This window comes from Muriicola marianensis (genome assembly GCF_014638095.1).
GTDB lineage: Bacteria > Bacteroidota > Bacteroidia > Flavobacteriales > Flavobacteriaceae > Muriicola > Muriicola marianensis.
The window spans coordinates 839,973-858,765 of record NZ_BMFH01000001.1; the positions used below are offsets into that span (position 1 = coordinate 839,973).

The following is an 18,793-nucleotide window of genomic DNA, read 5'->3' on the forward strand; positions in this document are numbered from 1 at the left end:
CCATAAAATTCACTGGGATATGCCTTCTCCCCTGATTCAACTATGGTATCTCGATGATTTTATGCATTTTTGGGTCTGACCCCCCTACCATGGACCAAGGCCTCATAAATAGCGTGCGATCCTCCTTCCGCTCACAATTCGGGACAAACCCGGTCCTGATCTGGTCCCCGGGCCGCATCAACATCATTGGGGAACATACTGATTACAATCGGGGTTTTGTAATGCCTGCTGCCATTGACAGGGGAATTGTGATGGCTATGGGAAAAGCCGCCGAGGGAAATGGAAAATGGATCGCAACGTATGTAAAAGAGGTGTTTTCACCGGGTAGCCTTCCGTCACATCCCGAAAATAGGAAGGGCTGGCAAGCCTACCTTATGGGTATCCACTCAGAACTCGGGAAAAAAGGAATATTTCCTGACCCTGTGGATCTGGTTTTCAGTGGCAATATACCTCCCGGGGCCGGACTCTCCTCCTCTGCCGCCCTCGAGAATGCCTTTGTCTATGGATTGAATGAGATTTATGAGCTTGGGCTAAGTCCTACAGACATGGTCAGTATCTCCCACGCTGCAGAATGGGATTACGTGGGGGTAAAATGCGGGATCATGGACCAGTACGCGAGCATGTTTGGGCAGGAAGGCAAGGCGATATTCCTGGATTGCCGGTCCATGGTCTCAGAAATGATTCCTGCGAATCTGGAAGGATACCAATGGTTACTGCTCGATACCGGGGTCAAACACAACCTGGCCGACAGTGCCTACAATCAAAGGCGTGAGGTATGTGAAGCTATCGCAACCCGGCTTGGTGCGAATTCCCTCAGGGAGCTTAGCGTTGAACAACTCGAACAAATCCGATCAGCAATTCCGGCGGCAGATTATCAGAAAGCTCTTTATGTGCTCGAAGAAAATGAGCGCGTACTCAGAGCCCGTGAGGCAATTAAAAGAAATGACCTGAAAAAATTGGGAGAACTGATGTACCTGTCGCACAAGGGGCTGGCTGAACAGTATGCTGTGAGCTGTGAAGAACTCGATTTTCTAGTCGACCTAGCCAAAGAAACCGAAGGAGTGCTCGGTGCCCGGATGATGGGAGGAGGATTTGGAGGCTGCACCCTGAACCTGGTCCATGAGAACGAGGTACAAACCCTGCTAAAAAAAGCGCTTAATAGCTACAGAGAACGATTTGATCTGACCCTGAAGGATTATCCCGTCAGATTCGCATCAGGATGCTGTCTGGTGAAATCAATTTAGAATAGACCCTGATCCCGCTCTTGCATGGCCGGGGCGATTATCATCCATTACCGTTTCTCTTGTAAGGCCGAATAATGAGGCCAAGCGGTCTGTCATAGGTGAAATAATTAACCATCCAGTCCAGAAAGGCGACGATTTTATTGCGGAAACCCACCAGAGACATGATGTGAACAAACATCCAGACCAGCCAGGCAAAGGTCCCCTGAAATTTCAATACCTTGAGATCGACCACTGCCTTACGCCTGCCGATAGTGGCCATCACACCTTTATCGAGGTATTCAAAAGGCAACATGGATTTTCCTTTAACCACCCTTTTGATATTTTTTGCCAAATGCCTTCCCTGTTGCTGGGCAACCGGGGCGAGCATGGGTAGTCCTTTGGGATTGTCCATAGATATATGTGCAGCAACGTCCCCAATGGCGAAGATATTCCCGGTTCCCGCAACCTGGTTGTATTCATTGACCGCTATGCGGTTCCCTCCCACAATGGATTCTCCGGGTAACCCCTCCAGAGGCGCTCCCTTGACCCCTGCCGTCCAGATGACCGTATCAGTCCTGAAGGAAGATCCGTCTTCCAGGGTGATCAGGGATCCGTCGTATTCCCGAACCCGAGTATTCAGAAAAACGTTCACACCTAATTGCTTCAAGTATTCCAGGGATTTTTCAGAGGCTTCCTCGGACATGGCCGAAAGTAGAACCGGGGCCGCCTCGTACAGATTAATGCTCATCATGGACAGATCCAGTTCAGGGAAATCTTTTGGCAGGACGTATCGTTTCATCTCTGAGATTGCACCGGCGAGTTCGATCCCGGCGGGGCCTCCCCCGACTATGGCAATGTTCATGATCTCCTCCAGGGGTTCATCATCTACATTGGCCAGGGCTTTTTCCATATTCTGGAAGATGAAACTTCTCATGTTCAAGGCCTCCGGAATGGATTTCAGGGCGAGCAGGCGGTCCTTTACAGGTTCAAAATTGAAAAAATTATTCTGGCTCCCAGTAGCAATAATGAGGTAGTCAAAGGGGATATCGCCTATGTTGGTCTTCAGCAGGTTTTCCGAGGGAACTACCTCCCTGACTTTTCCCATCCTGAAGGTAATATTCTTGTTGTAACGGAAGATCCGCCTCACCGGATAGGCGATGCTACCCGGTTCGAGTCCACCTGTGGCTACCTGGTACATCAGGGGCTGGAAGTTGTGGTAGTTGTGCTGGTCGATCAGCAACACATCTACCGGACTTCTCCTCAAGGCCCTGGCCATGGCGATCCCGCCAAATCCTGCGCCGACAATAACTACCTTCACCTTCTTCTCTTCCATGACCCTACCTTTGAAAATTGTCTATTTGTGTTGTTTTACGACAGGTCAGACTTTTTGACCACGGATTGCCGCTACTTAATATTGCTTTTCAGGAGACCTAAAGATATCAATATAAATGAGGTTCTTCTTTATTAATGCGGATGACTCATGAATCTACGAGGATTTTGGCCACTTAATGATATGGTCACATTCTATATTTCTGATTTCCGAATTTTCTTTATAAATTGACCGTACTGTTTACCTAACCGCATGATCATAGGCATCCTCAAGGAACCCAACGACAAACGCGTATCCCTGGTTCCAAGTACCCTGAAAAAGTTTAAAGTAGAAGGCGTGGAATTCCGAATCCAGAAAGGAGCCGGAACCCAGGCGAGCTATGTAGATACCAAGTATGAGAAATACGGCAAGGTTACCGATCGTTCGGAAATACTAAAAAGTGCGGATATCCTGGTAAGCATTAACCCACTACCCGTTGAAGAACTGCCCCTGATAAAAAAAGGAGCCCTTCTCGTCGCAGTGTTCTCCCCCTTTCAAAATCAGGAACTCATAGCACGAATAGAGGAATTGGGACTCAAGGCAGCCAGCCTGGATATGATCCCCAGGACGACTATAGCCCAGACCATGGATATACTTTCCTCCATGGCCTCGATTGCCGGTTATCGGGCTGTGCTCCTGGCGGCCACGGAACTCCCCGGGTTCTTTCCGATGATGATCACGGCCGCCGGCAGCATAAAACCTTGTAAAGTCCTGGTTCTCGGGGCCGGTGTCGCGGGATTGCAGGCCATAGCCACGGCAAGGAGACTGGGAGCTATTGTAGAAGCCTCTGATGTCCGTGCGGCAGCCAAAGAAGAGGTGGAAAGCCTGGGCGCAAAATTCGTCGAGGTTCCCGGGGCTATAGACAAAAGAGATGCGGGGGGATATGCCGTGGAACAGACAGCAGAATTTATGGTGAGGCAGCAGGAGGAGGTACAAAAACGCGCTGCGTCTTCCGATGTGGTGATCACCACTGCACAGATCCTCGGAAAAAAAGCACCCGTCTTGCTCACAGCTGAAACGGTGAGCAAAATGAAGCCCGGATCTATCGTGATAGATCTCGCGGCCTCCTCAGGAGGGAACTGTGAACTGAGCCAGGCAGATACCACAGTGATTCACAATGGTGTGAAGATCATAGGCAATTCTAACTTGCCCTCGGAAATGCCCAGGGATGCCAGTTTCTTTTTCAGCAATAATGCCGCCAATTACCTGAAGTTGATCATCAAGGACGGTGCACTCAACCTGGATCGCAACAATGAGATTATCGATAAAACACTGCTTACAAAAGACCAGACCTAACGCCCTGAATATGGAAAGTATCTTTCTCTTCTTAGACGAAAACCTCCTCCTGATCTACTTGCTGATCTTTACGATCATCCTCGGGTTCGAACTTATTTCCAATGTGCCAACCATCCTGCACACTCCCCTGATGTCAGGGGCCAATGCCATCAGCGGGGTCGTCATCATCGGTGCCATCCTCCTGATACGCAACGCAGATCCGACTGATTACCTTACCCTGAGCCTGGGGGCCCTGGGAGTGGTCCTGGGGATGATCAATGTAGTTGGTGGTTTTGCCGTGACCAACCGCATGTTAAAAATGTTCAATAAAAAGAAGAAGTAGATGCTCATCACCACCGTTAATATCACCTATCTACTCGGCGCTGTTGCTTTTGCGATCGGGCTGCGGCAGATGAGCACACCGGCTACCGCTCGAAAGGGAAACCTGCTGGCCACCATAGGGATGTCTGTAGCTATCCTGGCAACCCTTTTCCTGCCGATCGAAGGAGCTGATAACAATTACATCTGGATCATGGGCGCCATGATCCTGGGCGGGATCATAGGGTATATCAGCGCGATCAAGATCGAGATGACCGCCATGCCTCAAATGGTCTCTGTATTCAACGGCCTGGGCGGTGCCTGCGCTGTGGTCCTCGCATACACGGAACTCTCCCACGTTTCCATAGGAAGGATCGCGGCCTCTCAGGCCCAGTTGCTGATCCTGCTGCTTACCCTGCTTATAGGGGCGGTAGCTTTTACCGGAAGTATGCTAGCCTATGGTAAACTACAGGGTCTGGTAGATGACCGCAAGGTAACCCTGCCCAGTCACAACCTCATCAATGTAGTAATTCTGGCCTTTCTGCTCGGACTTGCCACCTTTATTTTTTTATCGGGAACCCAACCCGGATTAGTCTGGATCTCAACGCTCCTGGCTGTTTCCCTTTTGTATGGCTTGTCTTTTGTCGCTCCGATAGGAGGGGCTGATATGCCTGTTGTGATCTCACTTTTAAACGCCTTTACGGGATTGTCTGCCGCGGCGGCCGGACTCATTTACGACAACAACATCATGATGGTAGGCGGGATCCTGGTAGGCTCCGCAGGTATCATCCTTACCGTCGTTATGTGCAGGGCCATGAATCGTTCCCTTGCCAATGTACTGATCGGAGGTTTTGGAGAGAATAATAAAAAGAAAAAGGAAAAGGGAGAGAAACAGGTGGCCAAGGAAATTACCTGTGCAGACTTGGCGGTGCAGCTATACTATTCCAGCACTGTTATGGTAGTTCCCGGTTACGGCCTGGCTGTAGCTCAGGCCCAGAAAGTCGTCAAGCGCATGGACAACCTCCTCTCTGCCAACGGGGTAGACGTCACCTACGCCATCCACCCGGTGGCGGGTCGTATGCCCGGGCATATGAATGTGCTACTGGCCGAAGCAGACGTGCCTTACCCCAAACTATTAGACATGGAAGATGCCAATGAGGCCATGGCCAATACGGATATGGTCATTGTTATCGGGGCTAATGATGTGGTCAATCCTGCGGCCTACGACGACCCGGCCAGTCCTGTATACGGCATGCCTGTCATCAACGTTTGGGAAGCTAAAAATGTAGTCGTACTAAAGCGGAGTATGAATCCGGGATATGCCGGAATACAGAACCAGCTGTTCTTCCACCACAAGACTCGTATGCTATTCGGGGACGCCAAGAACACCCTTGAAGAGCTCAATGACGAGATCAAAACCCTTGAAGGCTAAATCTATTATCCCTTTGGCGTCCTTCGCAGGTCGAAGATATCTTTCCTCCGATCCCTCAAATTACGTACTGCCCCGAACTGGTTGAGTTCCCGAAGCAAATCGATATCCACATCTGCAATGAGGATCATCTCAGTATTAGGCGTAGCTTCCGCCTTGATCCCATTGGTAGGGAAGGAAAAGTCGCAGGGGGTGAATACCATGGACTGGGCAAACTGAATATCCATATTATGAACGTTCGGCAGGTTCCCCACACTTCCCGCAATGGCCACATAACACTCGTTTTCGATGGCTCTTGCCTGTGCACAGTGCCGTACCCTGGAAAATCCGTTCTGTGTATCCGTAAGGAAGGGAATAAAGAGGATATCCATACCCTCATCGGCCAGAAGCCTGCTTAATTCCGGGAATTCGGAGTCGTAACAGATCAGCACCCCGATCTTCCCACAGTCGGTATCGAAAGTCTTTAGGTCCTTTCCGCCCTGCATCCCCCATACCTTGGATTCGTCAGGGGTGACATGTATCTTTTCATACCGTTCCATACTCCCGTCCCTTCGACAGAGATAGCCTGCATTAACTAACTTGCCGTCCTTCATTTCGGGCATACTTCCCGTGATGATATTGATGTTGTAGGAGATAGAGAACTCGGAGAATTTCTTGACGATGTCCTCGGTGTGCTTGGCCAACTCCCTGATCGCCTGGGATTCACCCAGGTGGTTGTTCTCCGCCATCAGAGGGGCGTTAAAGAATTCAGGAAAGAGGGCAAAATCAGAACGATAACCGGAGACGGCATCGATGAAGTATTCAGCCTGTTGCAACAGGTCATCCAGATCCTTGTAAGGCCTCATCTGCCATTGAATCAGGCCCAGCCTGATGGTCTTTTTTACGGTAGCCACCTTTTTCGTCGGCTTTTCGTAGTAGATATTCTTCCATTCCATCAGCACCGCAAACTCGTTGGAGGCTTCATCCCCTTCCAGGTATCCCTTGATGATCTTGGCCGGTTGGAAATCGTTGGAGATCTGGAAATTCAGGACGGGATCTGATATCTCCTTATTTCTCACCTTTTGAATGTACTCCTTGGGTGAAAGGGAGTCGGCGTATTTATAGTAATTGGGAATGCGGCCTCCAAAGGCCACGCCCTTGAGATTCAGCCGCTCGCTGAGATCCTTTCTGTAGTCATAGAGCCTCCTTCCCAGTCGAAGCCCCCTGAATTCGGGCTTTATAAACACATCGATCCCGTAGAGCATATCCCCTTCGGGGGTATGGGTTCTAAAAGTGTAATTCCCGGTGACCTCCTTATAGGTGTGATTTACATCGTACTGACTGTAATCCACGATCAGGGAAAGGGCACATCCGGCCAGTTCTCCGTTGATCTTGATAACTACCTGTCCTTCAGGAAAGAGGTCGATGAGTTTCTCTATATGGTGTTCCCTCCAATACGCGTTGGGCATGGAAGTGTAGGCTGAGATCATGGCGTCCTTCAGCTCCTGGTAGTCGTCCATGCTCAGGTAAGCCAATTCAATATTTTCAATTTCTATCACGATCTGCTTGTTTTGAGATACAAAAATAAGGGATAATTCCTGTAATGATTATCCGGAGCTAACCACGGTAGCCGAGTCCGGGTGCGTCAGACGGGTACAGGATCCCATCTTTCAGTTCAAAAAGTCCCTGGAATGGATCATTAACCAGATCGAGATGTCCATCGAGGTCGGCAAAATGCACATTGGGCCTTGAGAGCGCAAAATGGAGCCCGGCTGAGATCCCCAAAGCACATTCGTCCAAACAGCCCACCATGGCTTCAAGTCCGGCCGACTTGGCAACAGAATTGATATGCATCCCTTCCAGGATCCCCCCTACCTTCATCAGCTTAATGTTGACCATATCGATCAGGTCGTGTTGGGCCAGCCGGAAGGCGTCATCCAGTGTTTTCAGGCTTTCGTCGGCCATGACTGGGATACCCACGGCATGGGTCACTTCTCCAAGGGTATGGTCGGTCTTCGTTTTTGTGGGCTGTTCAAAGATCTGTATTCCCACATGCTGTGTGGCCCTGACAAAGGCAATGGAATCTTTTACACTATATCCCTGGTTACCGTCAAATCTCAGGACCGTATGAGGAAATTCTTCCCGTAATCGTATCATCCTATCAATATCTTCCTCGAGGTTGATCCCCCCCTTGATCTTCAGGATCCTGAAGCCTCTTTTGGCATAGTCCTTTGCCATGGCCAGCGTATCCTCCATTCCGAGGATGCCGATAGTAATGCTGGTTTCAATAGAGTCCTGAAAACCACCTAAATACTGATAGAGAGGGACGCCGGCATTCTTCGAGACCAGGTCCAGCAAAGCCATGTCTACCATGGCAAGTACGGATGGATTATCGGGACAAAGTGATTTCAGTTCTTCGAGGATCCGGGTGTAGGTAAAAGGAGAATGGCCTTTTAAAAATGGTAAGATCACTTGTTCAATTACCTCTTGTGTCTTTTCCGCTGTCTCACCCGTCACTTCCAGGTCGGGAGCTGCACATCCAAACCCAGCATGAAGGCTATCCGTTTCGAGTTTTAAAATGAAATTACTCGTTTGGGATACCGTCTCGTAGGCAATGGTGTAGGGAACGGAAAGGGTTAGATCCAACCGTTCATAAGAGACCCGGGTTATTTTCATCAATATCTTTTTTGATAGAGATCGCTCAGGGGAGAATTTTTAATGGATTCCACAAATTCCACCATATGACTGATCATGAGCTCCCACATTTTTTTTCCTTTTTCTGCCGTAGCCTTGGTGGCATCTCCCATTACCCCGCTCTCTGAGATCTTGTTGGTCCTGACATACCAGTTCACCCCATGATCACTGTCAAAATCGAGGTATTTGCTTCCAAACTGCAGGGTTTGGTTCACGGCTTTGTCCATTTGAACCATTTCCGGACGAATAGCCAGGGTAGTACTTGTCTCGAGCTCACCTGCGTGGATATCATTGGGCGTCTCAACCATGTTGTAGAGGGCCACATCGCTGGTTTCCCCTGTATCGACGCACACAAAGATCTTCGCATCCCGATTGATCATCTGGGCCGCGTAGTGCAGGGTTGGGGCATTGTCACCGTGCCCGTTCAGGATCACGATCTTTTTGATTCCATTTTTGGCCAGGCTCATTCCGAGATCATAAACAAAGCGGGACAGGGCATCATTGGTCACACTCAGGGTGCCTTTGAAATCCTCGTGGTGGTATGAAACGCCAAAAGGAATTGGAGGCAGGACCAGAGGTTTGGGATCCTCACAGGCCTCGGCCACTTTAGCCGCCATGTATTTGGCGTCAAAATAATCTATGTCGACGGGTAAATGAGGTCCGTGTTGTTCTATGGCTCCGCAGGGCAGGATGGCCGTATCTACGATCTTGAGGTACTCCTCCAGCTCTGGCCAGGTCATTTCTTCCCACATGAAAGTGGACTTAGTTTGTTTTGTGCTCATCGCTCTTCATTAAAAAATAAGGCTGGTTCAGGAAGGCCTTATCGGGTGTAAAAGTATGCCATTTCCGGTCATCCAGTCGCACACAGCCTTCAGAATATTTTTGGTAGATCTCCAGGAGGGGTTTCCTGATTTGGACAGGGATATCCTGCAGATTACTCCGCTCCCTGTCGAATCGCAGGGAAACGATCTCATGGTGTTCACGGACCAGTTTTCTGGTGTGTTCATTGTCTGTGATCAGGCCTTGGGAGTGCAGCAGGAAATACAAATGAGCAGCATCACTGCCGAGCTGCTTCACCCCTTGTTTCTCCAGGGCCAAAAGTCCCTTCCTGATCTGTTCATCCGTGTACCCACATCGACGGGGGTCTTCGTCAAGCGCCTTGAGCATTCCGATGATCCTCCTGCACTTCTCGCAGTTCCCGCAAGGCAGCATCCTGCCATCTTTTTCGTGTGCGGCATGGCAGGACACCTGGTGTGCCTGGAGTTCCGGGTATCTTTTTACAAGGATCTTGAGGATGAGCAATTCTGATAGGGATCTGAGCACAGAATACTGTCTGATATTCCATCCTTTTTTCGCGTAAAACCGTGTCAGAGCGTTGTCGAAATATTTACTCTGGTCGTATAGTCCGTTGTAATGAGATATCCCGTGATGATTTCCCTTCACTGTGGTGTCGTATTCATTGCCGATCAAAACATTACCTGCATTCCGCTTGAGGGCCACCGGCAGGGTACCAAAGAGGAAAACGGCCACCGTCCAGAGCCTGATGGGGTAGATATCGGCCCTGATGTTCTGAAAATTCTCTTTGATAAAGGGCATTTGCCTGACCATCCAGTTAAAGATTCGGTCACTGTTGCACCAGGGCTTTGCCGTGTTGGGTTCATTCTCCCGGTAGTAGTCATAAGCATTGACGGCTGTAAACCAGTGACGTCCGGATTCGTTGATAAAAACAGGATGAGCCACCCCTATCTCCCTGATAAGGCCGTAGGTGAGCAAACTGTCTTTTCCCCCACTGCTCAGGATGACGTATTCGTTTTCCTTTGATTCTCTTTCCCTCCGCTTAAAGGTGAGGCCCGGAAATGAATCTCCCTTAAAAACCAGGGATGCTGCTGTGTACCTGGTTAGGTTCTCCAGCGGCAGCTTATCATAAGGAGGCTTCAGAAACTCGTTTTTGCTGTAGAACTTCATCACGAGGATTTCCCGGGAGGTGTTCTCCATCATATCGGTCAAAAAACGCCTGTCAGCCTCATCGAAAAGCCCATCGAACACGATCTCTTCAAAAAACAGCCCGTAGTTCAAGGCGACCTGGGCCACCATAAGGGATGCGAGGTTTACATCCTCTGCATTCTTCCTGTCAAAATAAGATGCATTATAGGAATAGATCAGTTGATTGGATACCTCTTCACCATCTTTTTTTACGATGGTATAGGTGGCTTTTACCCTTTTGGGTTCAATAGTGAGTTCGTGGACCAGCAGTTTCCGGAAAACCACCAGAGATCGAATACCTGTCATTTTTTAAACTTCTGTTATTTAAGGATCGGAATGATGGAATTTACCAACTTCAGGGGCCAATTCCGCAGAATATCAAATTAAAAATACCACAATTTTAACAGTGATGGTATACTATTTCCCGAAATGCCTTATTTTATTGATAATACCAGAGCTTGACGATCTAAAATATTAACACATATCGTATATGAAATTGAAATAATTTTACCTCGTCAAATAACGGATTAAACATGAACCTGAAATATTCACTTACTGCAATTTTCTTTACTATCTGCAGCCTCTTGCCTGCCCAGAGGGAATTGCCTTTGAAAGTACCCAATGAAAATATACGGCCCCTGAGGTCACTACTGGATACGTCCCTCCAGCGAAGCCTTGAAAATCAGATCTACAAGAACCCGGAGTGGAAAAGGCTCATCGAGTCAAAACGCATGGCTGTCGGACTCGTAGACCTGCGGGATCCTGAAAACGTGAGATTCGCGAGGATCAACGGTAACCACATGATGTATGCGGCCAGCCTGCCCAAGATCGCCATCCTTCTTGCAGCCATGGATGCCATAGACAAGGGGGAACTCAGGGAAACCTCAGACGTAAAGAGGGATATGCGACTGATGATCAGCAAGTCTGACAACCATGCATCTACCCGAATGATAGACCGTGTGGGCTATGCCAAGATTGAAGAGGTCATGACCAACCCCAAATACGAATTCTACGACGAGGCTACAGGGGGTGGTTTATGGGTTGGAAAGCGCTATGGCGGAGGAGGTGATACCCATCGGGAACCGATCAAAAATCTGAGTCATGCTGCCTCTGTAACCCAGGTGTGTCGGTTTTATTACCTTTTGGCCAATGGAAAACTGGTAAACCAGGATAAATCGGCCCAAATGCTCGACATACTTGAAAATCCTGAACTCCACCACAAATTTGTCAATACCCTGAATATCCTGGCCCCGGATGCCCGGATCTTCAGGAAATCCGGTTCCTGGAGGAATTACCACTCCGATTCAGCCCTGGTTTGGGGAGTTGACAAGAACAGGAGGTACATCCTGGTAGCCCTAATCGAAGATCCAAACGGGGAACAAATCATACGGAATCTGGTCAGACCCGTAGAAACCACCCTGAAAAATTTCAAAAATTACAGAAAAGGGTAATTTCGGGTAAATTTCTTTATGAAACTGCAGGAAATCCTAAAGAAATCGTTCAACATTCAGGAAGGTGAATTCAGGATCGCCTTCCTGATGCAGTTGTACGTCTTTATGATCATCACCAGCCTGCTGATCATAAAACCTACCGTCAATTCCCTCTTCCTTTCCGAACTCGGGGTGGAGAGCCTGCCTATCGCCTTCCTTTGGGTGGCCCTGATCGCCTACCTGAGTTCTTATTTGTACTCACGGGCCCTGAACCGGTTTTCCCTACAGAGCGTGGTGAAGACCACCCTTTCCATCACCATCGTTATCCTGTCACTGCTGGTCTTGTTGCTCAAGTTTGAGTTACTGAACGCATGGATGCTCTTTTTCTTTTACGTCTGGGTAGCCATTCATGCAGTCCTCTCAGCTTCCCAGTTCTGGGTGCTAGCCAACCTGGTCTTTAATCCCAGGGAAGCCAAAAGGCTATTCGGCTTTATTGGCTCCGGGGCCATCCTGGGTGGAATCTTCGGAGGATACCTCACATCCATCCTCGCTCCCATTATCGGCAACAACAATGTTTTTATCCTCGCCATCGTCATACTCTTTCTCTGTATACCCCTATTGGGGACCATATGGCGCCTCAGGGTAGAGAAACTCAACCTGTTCAAGGTGAAAAAGAGAACAGGGCTGGATTCAGACCGGCCCTTGAGATTGATCCGAAATTCAAAGCACCTGACATACCTGGCCAGTATCCTTGGGATCAGCGTGATCGTGGCCAAGCTGGTCGACTATCAATTCAGTGATTTTGCATCCGCAGCCATTCCTGATCCCGATGATCTGACCTCCTTTTTTGCCTTCTGGTTCTCCACTTTCAATCTCCTTTCCCTTGGGATACAGCTATTTGTCACTCACAGGGTTGTCGGCGTTTGGGGCGTTGGATCTTCCATATTGATCCTGCCTATGGGGATATTGGTTGGTTCGGTACTTTTCTTTTTCTTTCCCGAACTCGCCCTGATCGTATTCGTCAAGGCGGTGGATGGTTCCTTTAAGCAATCTATCAACAAAAGCGCCATGGAACTCCTGGCACTTCCACTTCCCTTCGAACTTAAGAACAAGACCAAGACCTATATCGATGTGGTCGTAGACAGTGTGGCAACGGGAATCGCAGGATTTATCCTGATATTTTTTGTGAGGGGTCTTTCTGCCCCTTCCGTATATATTACAGGGATCATCATTCTTCTGCTCGTCCTTTGGGTGTACTTTGTATTTAAAGTAAGACAGGAATATTTCCAGACTTTCAGGGACAACCTGGCCATGGTCCTCGAGACGAAAGCCCCGACAAAAAAACTGAACCTGAAACGGAATTCGGTGGTCGATGGGATGAAAAAAGTGTTCGAAAAGGGCTCGGAATCCCAGATCCTGTTCATGCTTGGCAAACTCAGGGAAATCAATGATACGAGATTCTTCCCACAGGTGCAGAAATTGCTCTCCCATCCTTCGGTAAAGGTCCGAACCGCAGCCGTACAAAGCCTGTATTTTCTCAATGTACATACGATGGTCACGGAGATCCCACAGTTATTGGATTCCGGAGACGAAGATCTGATCACCGCTACCCTCGAATATGTCTTACTGCATTCCAGCTCTGAAAAATCACACGTATTCGATCAGTTCCTTGATCACGAGGATCCCAAGATCGCCAGATCAGCCTTGTTTTGCCTGGCGAGGGAATCCAGGGACAACCATTCCTTGCGAACGCATTACCGAGTTGCAGAAAGGATTGAACAGTTGATTAAAAAAGCGGAATATCAAAAAGAAGATCTTGAACTGACCCATGCCGCCCTGAAGATTGCAGGGGTGGCCAACATCCCGGAGTTTTACCCCTATCTTTCCGAGGCGTTGAAGAGCCCGGATAAAGGCATCCAAAAAGAGGCTATTGAGGCGACAGGGCTCAGCCTGTACCCTCCTTTCATCAAAGAAGTATTACCCTTCCTTTCTGAAAAGAACATGCGGCCATCGGTCATTGAGGCTTTTCTCGGCTATGGACAATACCTCGCTCCCTACCTGATCCGGATTATCCAGGACAGGGAGGCCCCTGTTGAGCAGTGTCGACTTATCCCCCTGGTCCTGAAACGCATGCCGTCCCAGCAAACGGTAAGTACGCTTATGCTTTTATTGGACGATCAGGACGTGACCATCAGGCAGGAGGCGATCAGGGCCCTGAGCGATCTCAAGAGGGATTATCCCCAGTACACCTTTGATCACCTCAAAGTAGTCCGTAATATACTCGAAGAGTGCAGGATGTACCACCAATCCCTTTCCGCCCTGCATACGCAGATAATCATTTCATACCGCAACCGAACAAAATCGAGGCAGTTGGTCTCGGATGATGAAAGGAATGCCCGGTCAAGCCTGTTGGAGCTACTGGAAAGAAGGCTGGATGCCGGACTCGAAAGGATCTTCAAACTCTTGGGCCTGCGTTTTGGTACACGCGATATAGACATCGCCTACGAAGGCATTCTGAGTGAAAAACAAGACGCCCAGTCGCGGGCCATTGAATACCTCGATAACCTCCTCTATGGAGATCTCAGGAGGAAACTCATGCCTATCATAGAGAATACCATCCTGGACGTGAGCTCAGAGGAAGTACAGCAAACCCTGCTGTCTAAAGTTCCTACGGAATACGAATGCTTTAATACGCTTTTGCATGCCAACGACCACAAGATCAAACTCGCCGTACTTTACCTCATCGGGGAGCAAAATAACCCCAAGTACAGACCTCTGGTAGAACTGATGCTCGAGAACAAGGATGATCGGATCCGGGATTTTGCCGCACAGGTCCTGAAAAAATACGAGGATACCTAGTATATCTTCCGGATGGCCTTGTCAATGGCAGAGGCCAGGTACAAATGGTCCGAGGCTGAATTTTTCCTCAGTACATTGGACATCAGCACGACCATATACCGGCAATTGTCAGGATGTTCTACGATAATAACGGAGTTCATGTAATTCTGCACATTTCCCTCGTATTTCCCACAGGGTTCTCCGGTAGAACGGTCGCATTTGTACAAACTGCCTGATTTAAAATACACCGCCGCATCTTTTAGAGCAGGCGACTGTGCGTAGCGGATCCTGCGGTCTGTCATATACATGAGTCGCTTCATTTCCAGGGAAGAAGCCCCGTCAATGACCACGCCCTGCTCGAGCTTCACCAAAAATTTCATCAGGCCCAGGGGGGTGCCGATACTACCACCTTTGTCGCCCACATATAGATTCGCACCTCTGGTAAAGAAACTGCCCAGGCGCCACTCGTCTGCCGTGATGCCGAGTTCCCTGAGGGGTAAATTAACCACGTCATTGGCCAGATCTGTCAGTTCTTTTTTCGGAGTCTCCTTAAAATAAGCCGTCGCCTGCTCTTCGGTAAGCTGAGGATAGTCGGTTCCGAAGGCCGCCATCAGCAGCGCCTCCCGCCAGACTATACTGGCTGCGCCATTATTGCTCACAGACATCATGTGGTCTGCCCATTCGAATAGGGTGAAAACATCTGAGGCGATCACCTGTCGCTTAACCAGGGTCTTCTTTTCCAGGTCGAAGATCGGGATGGTATGCTCATCGGTCAGGCCCCATTGCCCTGCCTTTACCGATTTGTTTCTCAGCAGGGCCAGTCGGTCCTCAAAAGAGTCCGGATAGATCTTCCCAAGTTGATCGAACAGGGCCACAAGGACGGCTATTTTGCCCACGCTGCCGGGCTGGTACCCAAGGGTCTCATTCCTGTGGGCATATCGCAGCTGCTGAGGATCCGATATATCCAGTATACTAAGAGAATAGCTCCTGTCCATTCCCCGGAACAAGGTGTTGATGTCCTTTTGGAGTTGCTCGTCTTCGGTAAAAAACACGGAAACACTGTCTGCACTCCTCGTTTCCAGGTTGAGATGGATATCTTCCCACGACCTCATTGCGCCTGAGGGAAGAGGGGTAGTTGTTTTGAGTTCACCAGCCTGTATCAGTTCAAGTCTCTTCAGGCGTTTGATCCCCGTTCTTTCGTACCCGTCGATGGGATAAATAAAAAACATGACCAGGAGCGCGAAGAAGGGAATCCCGAATATTTTGATGAGTGTATTCATGCTAAAGTTTTGTTGAAAGTTGAATGACCTTATCTTTCCGAATCTTTGGGGTGATCGATTCGAGATAGGCCGAACCGAGAGCTCTTTTGTTCTCTACAAAGGGCCTGATCTGAAATAGCCAGAGTTTGTCATCCCTGAAGCCCAGCTCCACGTCGTACGCCCCTTTGTAGTCTGAATCTGTTTCTCTGGGTAGAATCTCCCGCAAGCTGGTTGCTAAGCTCCTGATATCAGCTTTATTCCGGTTATTCAGGATGGGTTCTTCAAAACTTGCTATCCTCCTTTCTGTACCCCCCGTTTCCGGTAACCTGTTGTAGTAGATCTCCCTGGCTGGTGCCAGCAGGAGGTCAGACTGCACGGTGATTAACCTGGTTTCTGCGGCCTGCCCGTCGACCGCTCCTCCGGCTCCACGACTGAAGGCGACCGTGAGGTCCTTTTCAGTGCCCACATTGATCCCTTTAGTGATCATCACCCCTGAATATTCTACATCCACACTGGGGATGACCAGGATAGAAGGAAATACGTTCTCAGGATTCAGCAGGTATTTCTGCCGCCACTTAAAGCTGCGTTCCGTATAGGGGGAAGCCCAAACGTCCTTGATCCCTTTGAGAATCTTTTCCCTGTCTACCGTATTGAAAATGGTCAGATTCAGTCCAGCTCCGGTGAAATCTTTTAAATCCTCCATATTCGTGTCACTTCTGAGGAAGACCGGGATTTTCCCAAGATCAGCTCCCAGTACCGAGGTAAATCCTGTCTCCAGGTCCCTGACAAAATCCGGATCCAAAGTCATGGACTGAATAGCCCCACGAAGGGTCTTGAGTTTTTCCAGCTGGAATTCCTCTACCTTGCCTTCGACTGTTCCTTCTTCCCGCATTTTATCTGCTTCACGGAACACAGCATTGAGGTAGTCCCAGTAACTGCCTCCGGTCTCAGGCATGGGACGGTCCATATGCATTTTGAAGACCCCAAAGGGGATGACCAGCCCTTCTACCACCTCATCCGGGAACATTTTTTTCAGCTGCCCGAGGTTTGCGGCCTTTGGTCCGCATAATTTTCCGGAATTAGAGGCATCCACAGACCTCATGTTCAGGACTTCCCTAACATCGAGCCTGATATCTTTTACAGGCACGGCAATCTTTTCCTGCTTTCGGGATTTGACCTCGAACAAGGCCTTTTCCTCTGAGGTCATCTGATCAGCTGGTTTCAAGATCACGTTCCCCTTGTTGGAGACCGCGTAAAAAATGGTGGTACCGGCGTATTTTTTAAGTCCCTCCAAATTGGAATCCGAAAGGGCTGCATTGGGGATCCCGAGGTTTCTGGCGAGAAGCTGTACATGAGACACCAGGTTACCCTCGGCTACCGTGGCAATACCCGCCACAGGCTTCAGGTCGGAAGGCGGCCTTTGAAAGACATAGATCTTGTCTGAAGAAACTTCCAATTCCTCCTTCAGCCCTTCGACCACCACGAGTTCCCCCATGGCATAACCCGGGTTGAGTCCCCTGACTGAACTCTGGTTTTTCAAATCCATGACCTTGTTGACGAGGTTGGATTCCCTGGCGATGTAATCTCCTAATTCCCCTACGGCCCGACCCAACTGAAGGACGAGAGACCCTCTGATCCTGTCATCCACAAAACCATGGGCAAGCGGTTCGAAACCCGCGTACAATTCTGAGACCTCCTCAAAATGAGCCTTGAACATGCTTGTACTCCACTCCACGGCGCTCCGGGACCTCTCCAACACAAAGGTTAGTTCCTCCAGGGTGAGAGACGGTTTTTCATAGGCAGTCAAAGCAGATACCAGCTGTTCCCATTCCCAGACCTCCAGATATCCCGAAGCGGCAGAGGCCAGGCCCAGGTTACAGATCTTTTTTAATTGGTCCCGAAGATTTTCAGGTTTCCAGTCCGATTCGTACCGGAAGATCACCTCTTCCAGTTTCAGGGAGATCTCCAGCATCACGAGCCGGTCTGATGGAGTAACTTCAGTAAGCAGGCCCTGCCTGATCTCCCACATGAATTCAGAACTTCCCTGAATCAATGCAGCTTTATCCTCAATCCCGGCATGAGCTTCCATAAATCCTGAGAGGGCTGTCCTGAACTTTTCATTTTTAAGTTTTTTCAGATATCCGGAGAGTGATTTTATGTCGAACGGGCGATGAAACTCCTTCATTACCTTTATAAGGTCGTCGAACTGTTTGGTAAGGTCAGGATTGAGGGTTTTCCTGTTCTGTGCGAGAAACCGTTCTACATCAGGTATATCTGCCGGCTTTGGAGCGCTGTGTATCTTTACCCTGAGGTCCATAAAGGAGGGCAAAAGATCAGAGATCACCTTAGATCTGCTGCGCATTTCCTGTCCCAGGTTTTCGTCTTCTGCATAGGGTATATCTTTCATGGAATTCCGGATCAGGAAAAAGTGCTTTCTCAAATTTTCTTCCTCGGAAAGAATGTTTTTGTAGAAAGTCTGTCCCCAGGCTGCTTCGTCTTCGGCCTGAACAGATCCCCTGTAGAACTGTCCTTTGCGATTGATCCAACCGTTATCCACGGTTCTCAGGTACTGGTCTATCTGGTATTGCTTTAACCTGGAGAAATTCTTTCCGGGATTCCAGAATTCCTCTGAGGTGTGATACGCCAGGATCTGTCCGAGATAGATCCCGTTTTTTTTCGCGATATCCGCCACCACGTCCTTGTATCTGGCATGCTGAACTCCCGGACCTATATCTTCCGGGCAGGGATCCTTAGGTGCCCTAATGCTTCCATCTGTGCAAAACCAGCGGATATCTTTGTAAGGACCGCGAATATCTTTTTTGAATTCCTCTATCCTTTCCGCCAGATCCGAAACTGAATATTGCTGTGCTCTTAGTCTCTGTGAGCCTGGCTGCAGTAGAAGGAGTCCGATCAGGACCTTGAATAACGTTACCTTAGAAATGGAACAAGCTTCCTTTCGACTTATCATTTTCATATCTCATTCAATACGTTGCAGA

General features: G+C 49.1%; 13 protein-coding genes. 6 read left to right on the forward strand and 7 right to left on the reverse strand.

Annotated elements, in window-relative coordinates:
* The first annotated feature begins 89 nt into the window (after positions 1-89).
* Positions 90-1,244 carry a galactokinase gene (gene galK, locus IEV19_RS03850; RefSeq protein ID WP_188369369.1) on the forward strand — a complete coding sequence of 385 codons (1,155 nt, stop codon included), beginning with the start codon at positions 90-92 and terminating at the stop codon, positions 1,242-1,244.
* Between the two features lie 40 nt (positions 1,245-1,284).
* On the opposite strand, the gene IEV19_RS03855 is transcribed toward galK, so the two are convergent.
* A complete protein-coding gene (locus IEV19_RS03855; protein WP_188369370.1) occupies positions 1,285-2,556 on the reverse strand; it encodes an NAD(P)/FAD-dependent oxidoreductase in 1,272 nt (423 codons plus the stop codon).
* A gap of 249 nt (positions 2,557-2,805) precedes the next feature.
* Between IEV19_RS03855 and IEV19_RS03860 the strand changes: the two genes are divergently transcribed.
* From IEV19_RS03860 to IEV19_RS03870, 3 genes are read left to right on the forward strand one after another with little or no spacing between them, the layout of a single operon-like run.
* Positions 2,806-3,888 carry an NAD(P) transhydrogenase subunit alpha gene (locus tag IEV19_RS03860; RefSeq protein WP_188369371.1) on the forward strand — a complete coding sequence of 361 codons (1,083 nt, stop codon included), beginning with the start codon at positions 2,806-2,808 and terminating at the stop codon, positions 3,886-3,888.
* 10 nt (positions 3,889-3,898) lie between these two features.
* Complete coding sequence (locus IEV19_RS03865) at positions 3,899-4,210, forward strand: NAD(P) transhydrogenase subunit alpha part 2 (protein ID WP_188369372.1); 312 nt, start codon at positions 3,899-3,901, stop codon at positions 4,208-4,210.
* The gene (locus tag IEV19_RS03870) at positions 4,211-5,617 is read left to right on the forward strand and encodes an NAD(P)(+) transhydrogenase (Re/Si-specific) subunit beta (RefSeq protein WP_188369373.1); all 1,407 of its coding nucleotides are present in this window, start codon (positions 4,211-4,213) and stop codon (positions 5,615-5,617) included.
* Between the two features lie 5 nt (positions 5,618-5,622).
* Here IEV19_RS03870 and IEV19_RS03875 read toward each other — a convergent pair whose 3' ends face one another.
* The 4 genes from IEV19_RS03875 to IEV19_RS03890 are packed head-to-tail and all read right to left on the reverse strand — an operon-like array spanning position 5,623 to position 10,576.
* Positions 5,623-7,155, reverse strand: a complete 1,533-nt coding sequence (locus tag IEV19_RS03875; protein WP_229732546.1) for a carbon-nitrogen hydrolase family protein — start codon at positions 7,153-7,155, stop codon at positions 5,623-5,625.
* 55 nt (positions 7,156-7,210) lie between these two features.
* A complete protein-coding gene (locus IEV19_RS03880) occupies positions 7,211-8,269 on the reverse strand; it encodes a mandelate racemase/muconate lactonizing enzyme family protein (RefSeq protein WP_188369374.1) in 1,059 nt (352 codons plus the stop codon).
* Positions 8,269-9,069, reverse strand: coding sequence for a creatininase family protein (locus IEV19_RS03885; RefSeq protein WP_188369375.1), 801 nt, complete (start codon positions 9,067-9,069; stop codon positions 8,269-8,271). Before IEV19_RS03885 ends, IEV19_RS03880 begins: the two co-directional genes overlap by 1 nt.
* On the reverse strand, positions 9,050-10,576 hold the full coding sequence (locus IEV19_RS03890; RefSeq protein WP_188369376.1) for a hypothetical protein: 1,527 nt from the start codon (positions 10,574-10,576) through the stop codon (positions 9,050-9,052). The genes IEV19_RS03885 and IEV19_RS03890 overlap by 20 nt, the downstream gene beginning before the upstream one ends.
* 227 nt (positions 10,577-10,803) lie before the next feature.
* Here IEV19_RS03890 and IEV19_RS03895 point away from each other — a divergent pair, with 227 nt between their 5' ends.
* Positions 10,804-11,721, forward strand: a complete 918-nt coding sequence (locus IEV19_RS03895; RefSeq protein ID WP_188369377.1) for a serine hydrolase — start codon at positions 10,804-10,806, stop codon at positions 11,719-11,721.
* A gap of 18 nt (positions 11,722-11,739) precedes the next feature.
* On the forward strand, positions 11,740-14,559 hold the full coding sequence (locus tag IEV19_RS03900) for an Npt1/Npt2 family nucleotide transporter (protein WP_188369378.1): 2,820 nt from the start codon (positions 11,740-11,742) through the stop codon (positions 14,557-14,559).
* On the opposite strand, the gene IEV19_RS03905 is transcribed toward IEV19_RS03900, so the two are convergent.
* Together IEV19_RS03905 and IEV19_RS03910 are read right to left on the reverse strand one after the other, a co-directional pair.
* Positions 14,556-15,818: a serine hydrolase gene (locus tag IEV19_RS03905; RefSeq protein ID WP_188369379.1), complete on the reverse strand. Its 1,263-nt coding sequence runs from the start codon at positions 15,816-15,818 to the stop codon at positions 14,556-14,558. The two genes, IEV19_RS03900 and IEV19_RS03905, sit on opposite strands and share 4 nt — an antisense overlap.
* A 1-nt stretch (position 15,819) precedes the next feature.
* Positions 15,820-18,771 (reverse strand): PEP/pyruvate-binding domain-containing protein, encoded by a 2,952-nt coding sequence (locus IEV19_RS03910; RefSeq protein ID WP_229732472.1) that lies wholly within the window; start codon positions 18,769-18,771, stop codon positions 15,820-15,822.
* Positions 18,772-18,793: the final 22 nt, after the last annotated feature.